We start from the raw sequence: 17176 nt of genomic DNA, 5'->3' as shown, positions 1-17176 counted from the left end.
TTACCACGGACAAAGCCCATCCTTCCCCTGTCAAAGGGAAGGATGGGGATTTATTTATGTTTTATTACACCGGCGGCAGGTCAAACAGCAGAATTTCGCTTTCGCTGTCGGCATGCACGGAGATCGCCTGCTCGTCCCAGATGTCCCAGATGGCCAGACCATCGGCGGTTGTCGCTTTGGTCCCGTTGATGGACACGTCGCCTTTCACCACCTGGATCCAGACGCGGCGGTTAGCGGCAATCTGATGCACGGACTGTTCATCTTTCGCCAGCGCCCAGCGGTACAGCTCCATATCCTGATGCACTTTCAGGGAGCCTTCACGCGCATCCGGGGAGAGCACCAGCTGTTTACCCTGTTTCGCGTCGAAGCGGCGCTGCTCGTAGCGCGGCGTGATGCCGGTCTCTTCTGGAATGATCCAGATTTGATACAGGTGCAGTTTTTCCGTTTTGCTTGGGTTGTACTCAGAGTGACGCACCCCGGTACCCGCGCTCATAATCTGGAACTCGCCCGCCGGAACCTGCTCTTTGTTGCCCATGCTGTCCTGGTGCTCAACCGCGCCTTCCAGCACATAGGTCAGGATTTCCATGTCTTTGTGCGGGTGGGTACCGAAGCCCTGGCCCGCATCAATCACGTCATCGTTAATCACGCGCAGTGCGGAGAAGCCCATGAAGTTCGGGTCGTAGTAGTCGGCAAACGAGAATGAATGCCATGAGTCCAGCCAGCCATGATTCGCGTGACCACGTTCGTTTGCTTTGCGTAAGTAGATCATTGTTTTCACCCTCAGTTCGTTTCGATGGAGTAAGTGTGGACGCAAACGGCCTGGGATCATAGGGGGTGAAAATTGACTCCTCTGTTCAAAAATTGTGAACAAGTGCAGAGGAGCCGTTTTTGCTTATTTTGCGAGGGTTATCGTGGCAGGAGAAGCCTGTTCGAAGGCCCGTTCAAGGATTTCGAGGTTGGTCAGAACGTCAGATTCCTTGACGTAATTCGCCATGCCGTTTGTGAGGGTCTCAAACAGCGCATCATAGACGCGGCCATAGTCGCCGGTTTCCGGCTTCAGCGTTTCTTTGACCGTCACGCCCTCGTCGTTCACATACTCCAGCACGCCCACGGAATCGTCCGCGGCAAAGCCTGGTTCACCCGGCATGATATTGGCCTTCAGGCTGGTCTCCTGCTGGTCGATACCGTATTTGATAAACGAACCTTTAGTGCCGTGAACGATAAATTTCGGGTAGTCGATTTTCACCAGGTGACTGGTTTTGACGATGGCCTTCAGATCGCCGTAGAACAGCTGGGCTTCGAAGGTATCGTCCGGGTTGGCTTTGTTGCGCAGGCTGCGAATGTCATACGCCACGTGGTCCGGGCGGCCAAACAGGGAGATGATCTGGTCCATGGTGTGCACGCCCAGACCATAGAACGAACCATCCTGAGGCAGTCCGGGTTGCGTTTCCGCCACCGGACGGTAGTAATCGAAGTGGCTTTCGATTTCCACGATGTTGCCGAGCTTGCCGCTTTCAATCGCTTTTTTCGCCGTCAGGAAGCAGCTGTCAAAGCGACGGTTCTGATACGGCGTGACGGTCAGGCCTTTGCTTTTCGCCAGCGCGAACAGCTCTTTCGCTTCGGCAATAGTCGGGGTGAACGGCTTTTCTACCAGCACGTTTTTACCCGCATTGAGCGCGCGTTTGGCATAGTCAAAATGGCTGTCGGCGTGGGTGCAGACAACCACCAGCTTCACCTGTGGGTCGTTAAGCACCTCATCGAGATCGCTGGTGAAGTGGATGTGGGAATACTGCGGAGATTGCTCTTCCGGCTTCGCGCGGCGGCGGTAGATATGGGCCACATGCCAGCTGTCTTTGCGGTTAAGAACATACGGCAGGTGATAGCGGGTCGTACTTTTACCAAATCCAATAAATGCGCAATGTAGTGTCATAGCTCAGTCCTTTTGGAAGGTTACTGAGTCTAACCATAACAAAAAAAAAGCCAGCTAAAAGCTGGCTAAGTAATACTGGAAGCAATGTGAGCAATGTCGTGCTTTCAGGTTCCCGTAGGGGTCTTCCTGAATGCAGAGCAATAATAATCATTCTCATTCGCACTTGTCCAATACTTTTTGCAAAAAATAGCGGTTGACTCAAATTTTAAAGTCATTGATGTTGGAAGGGACGTTTAACTGACTGAGGAACAAGGAATGAGTGAGATAGTGATACGCCATGCGGAACCGAAAGATTATGACGCCATTCGTCAGATCCACGCCCAACCGGAGGTGTACCACAACACACTACAGGTTCCTCATCCATCTGAGCAAATGTGGCAAGAACGACTCACCGACCAGCCTGGCATTAAGCAACTGGTCGCCTGTATAGACGGTAATGTCGCCGGGCATCTGTGCATCGCCGTCGCGCAACGCCCACGCCGCAGCCATGTGGCTGATTTTGGGATTTGTGTCGGCGCGCAGTGGCAAAACCGGGGCGTTGCCAGCGCGCTGATGCGCACCATGATTGATATGTGCGATAACTGGCTGCGCGTTGACCGCATTGAGCTGACGGTGTTTGTCGATAACGAGCCGGCGATTGCGGTGTACAAAAAATACGGGTTCGAAATTGAAGGCACCGGCAAGCGCTATGCCCTGCGCAACGGCGAATATGTGGACGCGTATTATATGGCGAGAATGAAGTGACACACTCCCCTCACCCCGGCCCTCTCCCCATAGGGGCGAGGGAGAAAAGACCGCACCGTGCAATCCCCTCTCCCCTATGGGGAGAGGGTTAGGGTGAGGGGAATAATCAATACCCCGCCGTCAAATCATCCACCGAACGCGGATCTGATGCGCCAAACAGCGCTCCGTCCGGCCCCACCATAATGCTCTGGGTGCTGCCCATCGCCTCTTTCACCGCCACCTTCTGCCCACGCTGCTCAAGCAGTTTAATGGTGTCCGGGCTAAAGCCCTTCTCGACGCGCAGCTCGTCCGGCAGCCACTGATGGTGGAAACGTGGGGCGTTGGTGGCTTCGGCGACGTTCATCCCAAAGTCGATGCTGTTCACCACCATCTGCAATACGGTGGTGATAATCCGGCTGCCGCCCGGGCTACCGGTTACCAGCCAGGTTTTGCCCTCTTTCACTACGATGGTGGGCGACATGGACGACAGCGGGCGTTTCTTCGGCCCTACCGCGTTCGCATCGCCGCCGACCAGCCCGTAGACGTTCGGCACGCCCGGCTTGGCAGAGAAGTCATCCATCTCGTTATTCAGCAGAATGCCGCTGTTACCCGCCACAATCCCGGTGCCGAAGGTCGTGTTGAGCGTAAAGGTCACCGCCACCGCGTTACCGTCTTTATCCACCACCGAGAAGTGGGTGGTCTGGTTGCTTTCATACGGCGCCAGCTTGCCGGGGCGGATCTCGCTCGACGGCTTAGCCTTGTTGATGTCGATCTGATCGGCAATAGATTTGGCATACGCCTTGTTGGTCAGCGCCTGCCACGGCACCTTCACGAAGTCCGGATCGCCGAGATATTCCGAGCGGTCGGCGTAGGCGCGTTTTTCCGCTTCCGCCATCACCTGCATGGCATCCGCGCTGCCGAAACCGAACTTGTGCATATCGAAGTTTTCAAGAATGTTGAGGATCTGCACGATGTGAATGCCCCCGGAAGACGGTGGCGGCATGGAGAAGACCTCGTAGCCGCGGTAGGTGCCGCTAATCGGCTCGCGCTCTACCGCCTTGTAGTCCGCCAGATCCGCTTTGGTGATGAGCCCGCCGTTCTTCTGCATCTCTTGTGCAATCTGGTCGGCAATCGCCCCTTTGTAGAAGGCGTCAGGACCGTGCTCGGCAATCAGCTCCAGGCTTTTAGCGAGGTTCTTCTGCACCAGCTTATCGCCCTTCTTCAGCGGTTCACCGTCTTTCCAGAAGATGGCCTTGCTGTTTTCGTGATTCGGAATCACTTCGCTGCCGTAGGTTTTGAGGTCGTCTGCCAGCGCGTCATTCACCACAAAGCCCTCCCGCGCCAGCTTGATAGCAGGCTGCACCACCTTGTTCAGCGGCATCGTGCCGTATTTTTCCAGCGCCAGCGAGAAGCCCGCAACGGTGCCCGGCGTGCCGGACGCGAGATGCGAGGTCAGGGATTTTTTACTGTCCGGGTTCCCCTGGTCATCGAGGAACATGTCCCGTGACGCCTGAGAAGGCGCCATTTCACGGAAGTCGATGGCGGTGGTTTTCCCGTCTTTGGTGCGCAGCATCATAAAGCCACCGCCGCCCAGGTTCCCCGCCTGCGGGTGCGTCACCGCCAGCGCATAGCCCACGGCGACCGCCGCATCCACCGCGTTACCGCCCTGCCTGAGAATATCGACGCCCACGCGGGTCGCCAGCGCATCCACGGATGCCACCATGCCGTGGGTTGCCCGCACGGGATGAAAAACATCCTCCTCCACGCCGTAAGAGACCGGAGGCGCCGCGGGCGGGTTGGCCGCCACGCTAAATGTACCGCCTGCCATCAGCGCGGCGAGGGCGACCCAGCGCAAAAACGTTGGTTTCATCATTATTGTTCTCCAGGTGAAGGGATCCATATGCCCCGCTTAAGCCTGGTTCACAACTCCTAAAAAATCATCGTCATGGTGAAATCAGGGTAAACTTAAGAGAGACCTCAACAGGAGGAAATGACAATGAAACGCTTATTGATTCTTACGGCGCTGATCCCTTTTGCCGCGCTCGCACAGCCACTCAACACCATGAATAACCCGAACCAGCAGGGGTATGTCATCCCGAGCCAGCAGCGTATGCAGACCGAGATGATGAGCCAGCAACAGCAGCAAAAAGGGATGCTGAATCAGCAACTGAGAACACAGACCCAGATGCAGCAGCAAAGCCTGCAAAATCAGATGAACGCCAACACCCAGCGCGTGCAGCAGGGGCAGGTGCGCGAGCAGCCGTTGCCGAACAAAAACGGCGGAATGTTAGGTGGGATGACCTCGTCAGGTAGCGGACAGCAGCATATGCTGCCGCCGCAGTCGAATGGCAGTATGCTTAATCCGCAGAACTAAAGTCCGGGCCGATCAGGTCAATCGCATCGGTACAGATGCTGTCCACGCCCCAGCGCAGCAGTTCGGCCGCACGCTGGGGTTTATTGACGGTGTAAACCAGAATACGCAGGCCCGCGTCTTTCAGCATCTTCACCCGCGCCTCATCCAGCAGCTTGTGATTAAGATGAATAGAGACACACGCTAAGCGCGTCGTCAGCTCGCGCCAGTCCTCGCGCCACTCGTCCAGCAGCAGTCCGCGCGGCAGTTCCGGCGCTGCGGCCTGCGCGGCCTCCAGCGCATCGATTTCAAATGATGACAGCAGCGGCGCGGTCATTCCCTCCCACAGCTCGCGCGCGGCAAGGGCAATGACTTTGCCCGTCAGCGGCCCGGTGCCGGTGGTCGGTTTAATTTCGATATTGGCCATCATGCCGTGCTGGCGACAGCGATCGGCCACTTCCGCCAGCAGCGGCAGCGGTTCGCCTTTGAATTCGCCGCTGTACCAGCTTCCGGCGTCGACTTTCAGCAGATCGCGCCACGGCAGCTCGCCCGCGACGCCCCAGCCGTTGCTGGTGCGTTCGAGGTTATCGTCATGCAGCAGGAAAATCTCGCCGTCTTTCGACAGCTTGGCGTCGAACTCGATCATCGTGTGGCCGTAGCGCGCGCCAACGTCAATCGCCGCCAGGGTATTCTCCGGCGCCAGCTTACCGCCGCCCCGGTGGGCGACGACATGGGGATAAGGCCAGTTGCTCATACTCGTTGTCCTGTTTCACCGTCAAACAGGTGCAGATGATTTTCCGGCAGGTGCAGCCACAGCGTGCTGCCTGCTTTAGGGCGCTCCTGATGTGCCAGCCGCACCACCATTTTTTGCTCGCCCCAGCGCCCGTGCGCCAGGTTATCTGCACCCAACATCTCCAGCGTGTCCATCACCAGCGGCACGCCGCCTTCCGCCTGAGTGGTTAAACCGATATGTTCCGGGCGGATACCGAGCGTCATCTTACGCCCGGCGTAGCCACGATAGTACCAGTTGATCGGCAATGCCATCCCGCTTTCCAGCTCAAAGTGCGAGCCCGCACTGCTGATGCGCCCTTCCAGCAGGTTCATCGCCGGGCTGCCGATAAAGCTCGCCACGAAACGGGTGGCTGGTTTCTCGTAGACTTCCACCGGGGTACCAATCTGCTCGGCAACGCCTTTGTTCATCACCATCACGCGCTGGGCGAGGGTCATGGCTTCGACCTGATCGTGGGTAACGTACAGCGACGTGGTTTTCAGACGACGGTGCAATTGCTGCAGCTCAAGGCGCATCTGCACGCGCAGCTTGGCGTCGAGGTTAGAGAGCGGCTCGTCGAACAGAAATACCGCCGGGTCGCGCACGATGGCGCGCCCCATCGCTACGCGCTGGCGCTGGCCGCCGGAGAGCTCGCGCGGGCGGCGCTTGAGCAGGCCGTCCAGTTCCAGAATACGGGCGGCTTCTTTCACGCGCTCCTCGATATGGCCTTTGCCCATGCCGCGGATTTTCAGCCCCCAGGCCATGTTCTCTTCCACGCTCATGTGCGGATAGAGAGCGTAGTTCTGGAAGACCATCGCGATGCCTCTGTCTTTCGGCTCCATCTCGGTGACGCGCTGGCGGTCAATCCAGATATCCCCGGAGGTCACGCGCTCCAGCCCCGCCACCATGCGCAGCAGGGTGGATTTGCCACAGCCGGACGGGCCGACCATCACGATAAACTCCCCGTCCGCCACGTCGAGCGTGAGCGGCTGAATCACCTGGGTTTTGCCGTCCCAGCTTTTGGTTACTGCCTGAAGTTTTAAACCTGCCATCTTATTTCTCGCTATCGACCAGGCCGCGGACAAACGCGCGCTGCATGGCTAAAACAATGACTACGGGTGGGATAAGGGTAAGCAGCATCGCCGCCATCACCTGGTTCCAGAGGGTGGTGCCTTCGCCGGTGGCAATCATGCCTTTGATGCCCGCCACGGCGGTGCCGAGATTGACGTCCTGAATAATCAGCAGCGGCCACAGGTACTGGTTCCAGCCGTAGATAAAGGTGATCACAAACAGCGCCGCAAGGTTGGTTTTCGACAGCGGCAGCACGATGTCGCGGAAGAAACGCATCGGCGATGCGCCATCAATGCGCGCCGCTTCAATCAGCTCGTCCGGCAGGGTCATAAAGAACTGGCGAAACAGGAATGTGGCGGTCGCCGAGGCCATCAGCGGCAGGGTCAAGCCCGCGTAGCTGTCGAGCATCTTCAGGTTGGCGATCACTTCCACCGTAGGGAAGATACGCACCTCCACCGGCAACATCAGGGTGATAAAAATCATCCAGAAAAACAGGTTGCGCAGCGGAAAACGGAACCAGACGATGGCGAAGGCCGAGAGCATCGACACCGTAATTTTGCCGACCGTAATGCCGAACGCCATGATGAAGCTGTTGAGCATCATCAGCCAGAACGGCGCGCTGTTGGCGCCCACGCCCTGGGTCCAGATGGTCTTCATGTTCTCGAACAGATGTGTGCCTGGGATCAGCGTCATCGGCGTGTCGAACACCGCTTTGGTGTCCAGCGTGGCGGCGACAAAGGCCACGTACAGCGGGAAGAGGATGACGATAATCCCCAGAATCAGCATGGTGTGGCTGAAAATCGTCAGCCCGCGACGGTTCTCAATCATTGGTAGCGCACCTTACTTTCGACATAGCGGAACTGCACCACCGTGAGGATGATGACGAGGAACATCAACACCACCGACTGCGCGGCGGAGGCGGAGAGATCCAGCCCGGCGAAGCCTTCGCGGTAGATCTTGTAGATAAGCGTCGTGGTCGCCTGCACCGGGCCGCCTGCGGTGGCCGCATCGATCACCGGGAAGGTGTCGAAGAAGGCGTACACGAGGTTAACCACCAGCAGGAAGAAGCTCACTGGGGCGATCAGCGGCAGCGACAGCCTGAAGAAGCGACGAATCGGCCCTGCGCCGTCAATCGCGGCGGCTTCCACCAGCGAACGGGGAATGGACTGCAGCGCGGCAAAGAAGAACAGGAAGTTGTAACTGATCTGCTTCCACACCGAGGCGAACACCACCAGGAACATCGCCTGACCGCTGTTCTGGGCGTGGTTCCAGTCGTAGCCGAACTCTGCCAGGAAATGGGTGATCAGCCCGCGACCGGGGTTAAACAGGAAAATCCACAGTACGGCAGCGACGGCGGGTGCCACGGCGTACGGCAGCAGCATCAGGGTCTGATAAATACGACTGCCGCGCACCACGTAGTCCACCAGCGCGGCGAAAAACAGCGAGGCGACAAGGCCGCTGACGGTGACCAGCGCGCTGAACTTCATCGTCGTCCAGAAGGCGTCCAGGTAGTAGCTGTCATGGAACAGCGCGGTAAAGTTGTCCAGCCCGACAAACTGGCTGGAGAGCCCAAACGGATCGACGCTTTGTACCGAGTACCACAGTGCTTCGCCCGCAGGCCAGATAAAGAAGATAACGGTGATGACCAGCTGAGGCGCGACCAACAGGTACGGCAGCCAGCGGGAACGGAACACCGGACGGGATGATGACATTGAGATTGGGTTCCTGAGCAATGCCGGGTGGCGGCTGCGCCTTACCCGGCCTACAAATATTTCTCCCTCTCCCCGTGGGAGAGGGTTGGGGTGAGGGCATCAGCCCGCACGATCCCCGTAGGCCCGGATCGCTACGCGTCACCGGGCGAATCACGGATTACGATTTCGTCGACTGCTCAAAGCGGCGCAGCAGCTGATTCCCGCGCTCTACTGCGGAATCCAGCGCCTGCTGTGGCGTTTTCTTCCCGGTCCACACGCTTTCCAGCTCTTCATCCACGATGGTGCGGATCTGCGGCATGTTGCCCAGGCGCAGGCCTTTGGTGAACGGCAACGGCGGCTTGTTCAGCATCTGACGCGTCGCGATGTCCGCGCCCGGGTTCTTGCTGTAGAAGCCCTGCTCGCGGGTCAGGTCATACGCGGCTTTGGTGATCGGCAGGTAGCCGGTCTTCTGGTGCCATTCGGCAGCGTTTTCCGGCTTCGCCAGGAAGTCGAGGAATTCGGCCACGCCTTTATAGGTGCCCTTGTCTTTACCCTGCATCACCCACAGGCTCGCCCCGCCGATGATGGCGTTCTGCGGCGCGCCCTTCACGTCAGCGTCATACGGCATCATGCCCACGCCGTAATTGAATTTGGCGTAGTGACGGATATCCGCCAGCGAGCCGGACGAGGCGGTGGTAATGGCGCAGTCGCCGTTGTAGAACTTCTCGGTGGATTCGTCTTTACGCCCGAAGTAGCTGAAGTCGCCCTTCTTGTTGAGTTCTTCCAGCAGCGCAATGTGCTTCACCTGCTCCGGCTTGTTGAACTCCAGTACCGCATCGGTGCCGTCGAAGCCGTTGTTTTTGGTCGCCACCGGCAGGCCGTGCCAGGCGCTGAAGTTTTCAATCTGGATCCAGCCCTGCCAGCCGCTGGCGTAGCCGCACTTCATCCCCGCCGCTTTCAGCTTCGCAGTGTATTCGGCCAGGTCCTGCCAGGTTTTTGGCGGCTGCTCCGGGTCTAAACCGGCTTTCCTGAAGGCGTCTTTGTTGTAGTACAGCACCGGCGTGGAGCTGTTAAACGGCTGAGACAGCAGATGTCCGGTTTTGGAATCGGTGTAGTAACCCGCTACGGTCGGCACAAACTGGGATTCATCAAAGTTGATACCCGCCTCTTTGAACACTTCATACACCGGCTTGATAGCTTTGGAGGCCATCATGGTGGCGGTGCCCACTTCATAAACCTGTAACAGTGCAGGCGCGTTGCCGGTACGGAAGGCGGCGATGCCCGCGCTCAGGCTCTGCTCGTAGTTACCTTTGTACACCGGCACAATTTTGTAATCCGGATGGGTGTCGTTGAAACGCTGCGCCAGGGAGTCAACTTCTTTACCCAACTCCCCTTCCATGGAATGCCAGAACGGAATGGTCGTCACAGCCATTGCGTTCGTCGCAAAAGCCAGACCCAGTGCCAGACCCAAAGCTGTGTGTCGTAACGATGTCATTGTCATCTCTCTTATTGTGCCGGATGCGCGATATCACGCGTTTTATGCTCGCGAGGTAACATGACATGCTCGAATGACAGAAAAATAACTGTTTGTTTACAGATAAGTGACAGTAAAGGGTCAGGGGGATGATGGTTGTGTGAAGGGGTGTAGTGGTTAAAAAAGCCGGGTGGCGGCTACGCCTTACCCGGCCTACTCGATCCCTGTAGGCCCGGTAAGCGCAGCGCCACCGGGCGATACAGACGGCTCAGCCGCCCAGGTAAGCGCTCCGCACCGCTTCGTTCGCCAGCAGCGCATCGCCGGTGTCTTCCAGCACCACGCGGCCGTTCTCCAGCACGTAGCCACGGTCAGCGAGCTTCAGCGCCTGGTTGGCGTTCTGCTCGACGAGGAAGATGGTCATCCCCTCTTTACGCAGCTGCTCGATGGTGTCGAATATCTGCTGGATGATGATCGGCGCAAGACCGAGCGACGGCTCGTCCAGCAGCAGGAGACGCGGCTGGCTCATCAGCGCGCGGCCAATTGCCAGCATCTGCTGTTCACCGCCGGACATGGTGCCCGCACGCTGAATGCGACGCTCCCACAGGCGCGGGAAGAGTTCGTACACCCACTTGATGCGGGTCTGGTATTCATCGCGATGGGCGAAGAAACCGCCCATCGCCAGGTTCTCTTCCACCGTCATACGCGAGAAGACGCGACGCCCTTCCGGGACAATCGCCACCGCCTCACGCATGATTCTGGCCGTCTGCCAGTCGGTAATGTCTTTGCCATCAAACACAATCCGCCCGCTGGTGGCGCGCGGGTCGCCGCACAGGGTGCCGAGCAGCGTGGTTTTGCCCGCGCCGTTGGCGCCAATCAGGGTAACGATTTCACCCTGATTGATATGCAGGCTGACATCGTGCAGCGCCTGGATCTTGCCGTAGTGCGCGTTGACCTTGTCGAACGTTAACATCGCTTTTTCCATCTTATGCCTCGCCCAGGTATGCGCGGATCACGTCCGGGTTGTTGCGGATCTCTTCCGGCGTGCCGTTTGCCAGCGGCGTACCCTGGTTAACCACGTAGATACGGTCGGAAATGCCCATTACCAGCTTCATGTCGTGCTCAATCAGCAGAATGGTGGTGTCGTGGTGATCGCGCAGCTCGGCAATCAGCTCGTCCAGCTCTTTGGTCTCTTTCGGGTTGAGGCCCGCCGCCGGTTCGTCGAGCATCAGGATCTCCGGCTGGGTCACCATGCAGCGCACAATCTCCAGACGACGCTGGTCGCCGTAGGCCAGGTTACTCGCCTGACGGTTGGCGTGCTGCAGCAGGCCAATGCGGTCGAGCCAGGTGGCGGCGCGATCGAGCGCTTCATCCTGGGCGCGGCGGAAGGCCGGGGTTTTCAGCAGGCCGGAGAACAGCCCGGTTTTCAGCTGCTGATGCTGCGCGACCAGCAGGTTCTCAATCACCGTCATCTCGCGGAACAGACGCACGTGCTGGAAGGTACGCACCACGCCCATGCGGGCAATCTGCTGGCCCGGCAGCCCTTCAAGATGCTTGTCGCGCAGCATGATGGTGCCGCCCGTCGGCTTGTAAAAACCGGTCAGGCAGTTAAAGACGGTGGTTTTCCCCGCGCCGTTCGGGCCAATCAGGGAGACAATCTCTTTCTTGTGCAGATCCAGTGACACATTGTTGACCGCCAGCAGGCCGCCAAAACGCATCATCAGACCGTTAACGGATAATAATGGCTGACTCATGCCTGCTCTCCTTTCGCTTGCCCGTTCTTCAGCTTCAGCTGTGGACGGGTCATCGGCAGCAAGCCCTGCGGACGCCAGATCATCATCAGCACCATCAAACCACCCAGCATTAACATGCTGTATTCGTTAAAGTCGCGCATCAGCTCGCGCGAGACCACCAGCAGGATGGCCGCGAGGATAACGGCAAACTGCGAGCCCATCCCGCCGAGCACCACAATCGCCAGCACAAAAGCGGATTCGGCAAAGGTGAACGATTCCGGGCTGACGAAGCCCTGACGCGCGGCAAACAGCGTCCCGGCGAAACCGGCAAACGCGGCGCTGATGGTGAACGCGGTCAGCTTGATGCGGGTCGGGTTCAGGCCCAGGGAACGGCAGGCAATCTCATCTTCGCGCAGCGCTTCCCACGCACGGCCCAGCGGCATGCGCAGCAGACGGTTAATCACGAACAGGGTAATCACCACCAGCAGCAGCGCCACCAGATAGAGCCAGATGACGCGGTCGGACGGGTCATACTTCACGCCGAAGAAGTTACTGAAGGTGTCCCAGCCGCCTTCGCGGGCGGTACGGCTGAACTCCAGGCCAAAGAAGGTTGGTTTCGGGATCTGGCTGATGCCGTTCGGGCCGCCGGTCACTTCGGTGTTGTTCAGCAGCAGGATACGGACGATTTCGCCAAAGCCTAAGGTCACAATCGCCAGGTAGTCACCGCGCAGGCGCAGTACCGGGAAGCCGAGCAGGAAGCCTGCCGCGGCTGAGACCAGCCCCGCCAGCGGCAGGCAGGTCCAGAAGCCGAGGCCGTAATAGTGGTTCAGCAGCGCGAAGGTGTAGGCGCCGATGGCGTAGAAGCCGCCGTAGCCCAGCACCAGCAGGCCAGAGAGCCCCACCACCACGTTCAGACCGAGACCGAGGATCACGTAGATCATGGTCAGGGTAGCGATATCCACGGTGCCACGAGAGACCACAAACGGCCACGCCACGGCAGCCACCAGCAGCGCCACGAGGAACAGCTTCTGCTTAACGGTAGACCCGTCGATGGCCGGCAGAACGAATTTCGGCCCGGAGACGTTTTTCAGCGACTTCTGGAACAGCGGACGCAACAGCTGGAACAGGAACACCACGGCAGTGCCGATAAATACCCACTGCCAGCGGATGTCGGGTGCGGTATCCACCACCAGCTTCGTCCCATCCAGACCTAACTGGACGCCCATAAAGACGCCTGCCAGCACGAAGAACATGGCGGCAGAGAGCAGCGCCATTGCAAAATGCATCGGTTTCATACTTTCTCTACCTCCGGACGGCCCAGAATGCCGGTAGGCATGACCAGCAGAACCAGAATCAGCAGGGCAAACGACACCACATCTTTATATTCCGTGCTCAGATACGCCGAGGAGAGCGCTTCCGCCACGCCCAGGATCAGGCCGCCAATCATCGCGCCCGGAATACTGCCGATACCGCCCAGCACCGCCGCGGTGAAGGCTTTCATCCCGGCCATAAAGCCGATGTACGGGTTGATCACGCCATAGAACTGGCCGAGCAGGACACCCGCCACCGCCGCCATCGCGGCGCCAATCACGAAGGTCAGGGCAATCACGCGGTCGGTGTTGATGCCGAGCAGGCTCGCCATCTTCAGGTCTTCTGCGCAGGCGCGGCAGGCGCGTCCCATCCGCGAGTAGCGGATGAACAGCGTCAGGGCAAGCATCGCAATAAAGGTCACGACCCAGATAACCAGCTGCATGGTGGTGATAGAGGCCGCGAAGTTTTCACTGGCCCCCACAATCCACTGGCCGTTAAACAGGCTTGGCAGCGCCACGTCGCGCGAGCCTTCGGTCAGGCTGACGTAGTTTTGCAGGAAGATCGACATCCCGATGGCGGAAATCAGCGCAATCAGGCGTTTGGAGCTGCGCACCGGCCGGTAGGCCACGCGCTCGATGCTCCAGCCGTAGGCGCTGGCAATCACAATCGCGCCGACAAACCCGGCGGCGACCAGCAGCCAGCTGCTGTCGATGCCCATCATCATCAGGGCGGCGATAATCATAAAGGAGACATAGCTACCGATCATGTAGACCTCGCCGTGGGCGAAGTTAATCATGCCGATAATGCCGTAAACCATCGTATAGCCGATGGCGATCAGCGCGTAGGTGCTTCCCAGCGTGACGCCGTTAAACATCTGCTGCAGGAAATAGAGAAACTGCTCGGACATATGTAAACCTTTTTATACCCGCCCGTCAGTCCGGGCGGTGGGATAATTATTTGGCGGCCGAGGATGACCCGTCGGCGTGCCACTTAAAGACACCAAACTCAAATCCCTTCAGATCGCCTTTCTCATCCCAGTTCAGCGGCCCAATCACGGTGTTCGCCCCGTGTGCTTTTAAATCTTTCACCAGATCCAGCGGTTCTTTGCTGCCGGTACGATCCAGCGCGGTGGCCAGAGACTGCACGGCGGCGTAGGTGATCCAGACGTACGGACCACTCGGATCTTTCTTCTGCGCCTTGAGCGCATCCACGATAGCCTTGTTGGCCGGATCCTGGTCATAGCGTTTTGGCATCGTCACCAGCATGCCTTCGGCAGAATCCCCGGCGATGTTGGACAGGGAAGCATTGCCCACACCCTCTGGCCCCATAAACTGGGTCTTCAGACCGGTGGCGCGCGCCTGACGCAGCATCTGCCCCATCTCCGGGTAGTAGCCGCCGTAGTAAACAAAGTCGATATTCTCTTTTTGCAGACGAGCGATCAGCGCGGAGAAGTCTTTCTCACCGGCGGTAATCCCGTCGAAGAAGACGATGTTTGCGCCGCCTTTTTTCAGGCCGTCCTGAACGGAGCGCGCCAGGCCTTCACCGTACTGCTGCTTGTCATGAATAATGGCGATACGCTGCGGCTTGACGGTTTCAAGGATGTATTTGGCGGCGGTTGGCCCCTGAGAGGAGTCCAGCCCCGCGGTACGCATAATGTGTTGATAGCCGCGCTGGGTCAGTTCCGGGTTAGTCGCACCGGGGGTGATCATCAGAATGCCTTCGTCTTCGTAGATATCAGACGCGGGCTGGGTGGACGACGAGCACAGGTGGCCGATCACATACTGGATGCCATCGTTGACGATTTTGTTAGCGACCGCGACGGCCTGTTTCGGATCGCAGGCGTCGTCATATTCTACGCCCACCAGCTTGTCGCCTTTGATGCCGCCCTTAGCGTTGATGTCTTTGATGGCCTGGCGCGCACCGTTGAACTCCATGTCACCCCACTGGGCAACAGGGCCGGACATCGCACCCACTACCGCAACTTTAATGTCCTCCGCCATGGCGGCATACGAGATCGACAGTGCGACCATCCCCGCGATTAACGTCTTCGCGTTCCTTTTCATCTCTGAATCCCCATTCGTGATGTCGTGTTTATATTTTGTTTTATTATGGTTAAAAAGCATTCTGTACTTTTAATGAACAACGCTATTTTTACCAGTGCCTTTAATGGTTTAGCGCAGGTTTTTGTCAAAAACCAGACTAAAATCTCTATTTTTCAGGCGATTAAGCAAAGATAATATTCTGAAATCAGGCAGAGATAAACAACTAAAAGTGCAGTTTGCAGCATAAAATAACGGTACAAAGCGCCGAATAAATCACTACCCATCAGGTTAAAATTCTGCGTATTTTTCGATCCATGTGTTTTCAAACTGCCCAACGCGTTGCCAAAAAACTAATCACCTGGCAAATGAGAATAAAAAGAGGAAGCCCCTGAGTGAATAAATTGAGTACACTGCCTCTACTCAATTTGATTTGGACAAGTAGCTAATGAAACTGACTATCGTGCGTCTGGTGACCTTTAGCGACCAGGATCATATCGACCTGGGCAAGATCTGGCCGGAATATTCCCCTTCGTCGCTACGCGTGGATGAGACCCACCGCATTTATGCCGCGCGTTTTAACGAGCGCCTGCTGGCAGCGGTTCGCGTCACCCTGAGCGGTACAGAAGGGGCGCTGGACTCGCTGCGCGTGCGTGACGTCACCCGTCGTCGCGGCGTGGGACAGTATTTAATTGAAGAAGTGATCCGCGAAAACCCGAGCGTGACCTCCTGGTGGATGGCCGACGTGGGCGTTGAAGACCGCGACGTGATGGCGGCGTTTATGCAGGCGTTAGGCTTTACGGCGCAGGAAAGCGGGTGGGAGAAGCGCTAAAAGAAAGCCGGGTGGCGGCTGCGCCTTACCCGGCCTACGAGGTGCTGTGCGGTCTGATGCCCTCACCCCGGCCCTCTCCCACGGGGAGAGGGTGCAAACACTAAAATGGCAACCTTACGGTTGCCATTTGCGTTTATTTTGCGTCGGTCGCCGTGCCGTTAGCATGCCAGTCAAACACGCCGAACTCGAAGCCCTTCAGGTCGCCCTTCGCGTCCCAGGAAAGAGGCCCCATGACGGTCTCAACCGTGTTCGCTTTCAGCCAGGTGGCAATCTCAGCCGGATCGGCTGACTGGTTCAGGCCCGCCTGCAGAGACTGCAGCGCCGCATAGGTGGTCCAGACGAACGCGCCGCTTGGATCCTGTTTCTTCGCCTTGATGGCATCTACGATAGGTTTGTTCGCAGGAACCTGGTCGTAGTTCTTCGGTTTGGTCACCAGCAGGCCTTCAGCGGATTCACCTGCGATGTTAGACAGAGAAACGTTCGCCACCCCTTCCGGGCCCATGAACTGGGTTTTCAGACCCGCTGCGCGCGCCTGGCGCAGGATCTGGCCCATTTCCGGGTGGTAGCCGCCGTAGTATACGAAGTCGATATTCTCTTTCTTCAGACGCGCCACCAGGGTGGAGAAGTCTTTCTCACCGGCGGTGATCCCGTCGAAGAACACCACATCGGCATTGGCTTTCTTGAGGTTGTCCTGCACTGAACGCGCCAGACCTTCACCGTACTGCTGCTTGTCATGAACGATGGCAATGCGCTTCGGCTTCACTTTTTCAACGATGTATTTCGCCGCGGTTGGGCCCTGGTCAGAGTCCAGACCGGTGGTGCGCAGGGTCAGCTTGTAGCCGCGTGCGGTCAGCTCCGGTGCGGTCGCAGCCGGGGTGATCATCAGGATACCTTCGTCTTCGTAGATGTCAGACGCGGGCTGAGTAGAAGAAGAGCACAGGTGACCGATAACGTATTTGATCCCGTCGTTCACCACTTTGTTCGCGACCGCGACCGCTTGTTTCGGGTCACAGGCATCATCATATTTTACGATCTGCAGTTTTTCGCCCTTAATACCGCCTTTGGCATTAATGTCTGCAACCGCCTGTTCTGCGCCAGTAAACTCCTGGTCGCCGTACTGCGCTACCGGTCCGGACATGGCGCCAACCACAGCCACTTTAATGTCTGCCTGTGCCATGGTGCTGAATGCCAACGCGATACATCCTGCCAGTAACGCTTTACCCTTCATGTTCATCCTGAGATTCCCCATTATTATG

Annotated in this window: 17 protein-coding genes; 3 read left to right on the top strand and 14 right to left on the bottom strand. The window is 57.9% G+C overall.

All coding sequences use genetic code 11. The annotated features are described in order from the left end of the window. Positions 1-64: 64 nt before the first annotated feature. Together V1572_RS04305 and V1572_RS04300 are read right to left on the bottom strand one after the other, a co-directional pair. Positions 65-769 carry a pirin family protein gene (locus tag V1572_RS04305; protein ID WP_395299731.1) on the bottom strand — a complete coding sequence of 235 codons (705 nt, stop codon included), beginning with the start codon at positions 767-769 and terminating at the stop codon, positions 65-67. Positions 770-892: 123 nt separating this feature from the next. Next, on the bottom strand, positions 893-1930 hold the full coding sequence (locus V1572_RS04300; protein WP_069719701.1) for an oxidoreductase: 1038 nt from the start codon (positions 1928-1930) through the stop codon (positions 893-895). A gap of 255 nt (positions 1931-2185) precedes the next feature. Between V1572_RS04300 and yhhY the strand changes: the two genes are divergently transcribed. Beyond that, positions 2186-2674 carry an N-acetyltransferase gene (gene yhhY / locus V1572_RS04295; RefSeq protein ID WP_063622869.1) on the top strand — a complete coding sequence of 163 codons (489 nt, stop codon included), beginning with the start codon at positions 2186-2188 and terminating at the stop codon, positions 2672-2674. Positions 2675-2780: 106 nt separating this feature from the next. Here the strand turns inward: yhhY and ggt are convergent, their stop codons facing one another. Further along, positions 2781-4526 (bottom strand): gamma-glutamyltransferase, encoded by a 1746-nt coding sequence (gene ggt, locus V1572_RS04290; RefSeq protein ID WP_395299730.1) that lies wholly within the window; start codon positions 4524-4526, stop codon positions 2781-2783. Between the two features lie 123 nt (positions 4527-4649). On the opposite strand from ggt, the gene V1572_RS04285 reads away from it, so the two are divergent. After that, positions 4650-5027, top strand: coding sequence for a DUF2756 family protein (locus tag V1572_RS04285; protein ID WP_045328887.1), 378 nt, complete (start codon positions 4650-4652; stop codon positions 5025-5027). Here V1572_RS04285 and ugpQ read toward each other — a convergent pair. The 10 genes from ugpQ to livK all read right to left on the bottom strand — a co-directional run bounded on the left by ugpQ (position 5011) and on the right by livK (position 15112). Then, on the bottom strand, positions 5011-5757 hold the full coding sequence (gene ugpQ, locus V1572_RS04280) for a glycerophosphodiester phosphodiesterase (protein ID WP_045909163.1): 747 nt from the start codon (positions 5755-5757) through the stop codon (positions 5011-5013). The genes V1572_RS04285 and ugpQ overlap by 17 nt on opposite strands. Further along, positions 5754-6824, bottom strand: a complete 1071-nt coding sequence (locus tag V1572_RS04275) for a sn-glycerol-3-phosphate import ATP-binding protein UgpC (protein ID WP_045909162.1) — start codon at positions 6822-6824, stop codon at positions 5754-5756. Before V1572_RS04275 ends, ugpQ begins: the two co-directional genes overlap by 4 nt. Before the next feature lies 1 nt (position 6825). Next, positions 6826-7671 carry a sn-glycerol-3-phosphate ABC transporter permease UgpE gene (gene ugpE / locus V1572_RS04270; RefSeq protein WP_013099125.1) on the bottom strand — a complete coding sequence of 282 codons (846 nt, stop codon included), beginning with the start codon at positions 7669-7671 and terminating at the stop codon, positions 6826-6828. Then, a complete protein-coding gene (gene ugpA, locus V1572_RS04265) occupies positions 7668-8555 on the bottom strand; it encodes a sn-glycerol-3-phosphate ABC transporter permease UgpA (RefSeq protein ID WP_032650577.1) in 888 nt (295 codons plus the stop codon). Before ugpA ends, ugpE begins: the two co-directional genes overlap by 4 nt. 157 nt (positions 8556-8712) lie before the next feature. Next, complete coding sequence (gene ugpB, locus V1572_RS04260; protein ID WP_008500103.1) at positions 8713-10029, bottom strand: sn-glycerol-3-phosphate ABC transporter substrate-binding protein UgpB; 1317 nt, start codon at positions 10027-10029, stop codon at positions 8713-8715. A gap of 247 nt (positions 10030-10276) precedes the next feature. Then, positions 10277-10990, bottom strand: coding sequence for a high-affinity branched-chain amino acid ABC transporter ATP-binding protein LivF (livF, locus tag V1572_RS04255; RefSeq protein ID WP_008500102.1), 714 nt, complete (start codon positions 10988-10990; stop codon positions 10277-10279). A gap of 1 nt (position 10991) precedes the next feature. Continuing rightward, positions 10992-11759, bottom strand: a complete 768-nt coding sequence (gene livG, locus V1572_RS04250) for a high-affinity branched-chain amino acid ABC transporter ATP-binding protein LivG (protein WP_024906698.1) — start codon at positions 11757-11759, stop codon at positions 10992-10994. After that, positions 11756-13033 (bottom strand): branched chain amino acid ABC transporter permease LivM, encoded by a 1278-nt coding sequence (gene livM / locus V1572_RS04245; RefSeq protein ID WP_045909161.1) that lies wholly within the window; start codon positions 13031-13033, stop codon positions 11756-11758. Before livM ends, livG begins: the two co-directional genes overlap by 4 nt. Further along, a complete protein-coding gene (gene livH / locus V1572_RS04240; RefSeq protein WP_008500099.1) occupies positions 13030-13956 on the bottom strand; it encodes a high-affinity branched-chain amino acid ABC transporter permease LivH in 927 nt (308 codons plus the stop codon). Before livH ends, livM begins: the two co-directional genes overlap by 4 nt. A gap of 46 nt (positions 13957-14002) precedes the next feature. After that, complete coding sequence (gene livK / locus V1572_RS04235; protein WP_395299729.1) at positions 14003-15112, bottom strand: high-affinity branched-chain amino acid ABC transporter substrate-binding protein LivK; 1110 nt, start codon at positions 15110-15112, stop codon at positions 14003-14005. A 424-nt stretch (positions 15113-15536) separates the two neighbouring features. Between livK and panM the strand changes: the two genes are divergently transcribed. Then, positions 15537-15920 carry an aspartate 1-decarboxylase autocleavage activator PanM gene (gene panM / locus V1572_RS04230; protein ID WP_045909159.1) on the top strand — a complete coding sequence of 128 codons (384 nt, stop codon included), beginning with the start codon at positions 15537-15539 and terminating at the stop codon, positions 15918-15920. Positions 15921-16053: 133 nt separating this feature from the next. On the opposite strand, the gene livJ is transcribed toward panM, so the two are convergent. Continuing rightward, the gene (gene livJ / locus V1572_RS04225) at positions 16054-17154 is read right to left on the bottom strand and encodes a branched chain amino acid ABC transporter substrate-binding protein LivJ (protein ID WP_072163886.1); all 1101 of its coding nucleotides are present in this window, start codon (positions 17152-17154) and stop codon (positions 16054-16056) included. Between the last annotated feature and the right edge of the window lie 22 nt (positions 17155-17176).

The sequence above is a fragment of the Enterobacter quasiroggenkampii genome (assembly GCF_043972695.1).
GTDB classification, from domain to species: Bacteria; Pseudomonadota; Gammaproteobacteria; order Enterobacterales; family Enterobacteriaceae; genus Enterobacter; species Enterobacter quasiroggenkampii.
The sequence above is the reverse complement of the archived record's forward strand: the minus strand, read 5'-3'. Positions and strand labels throughout refer to the sequence as shown.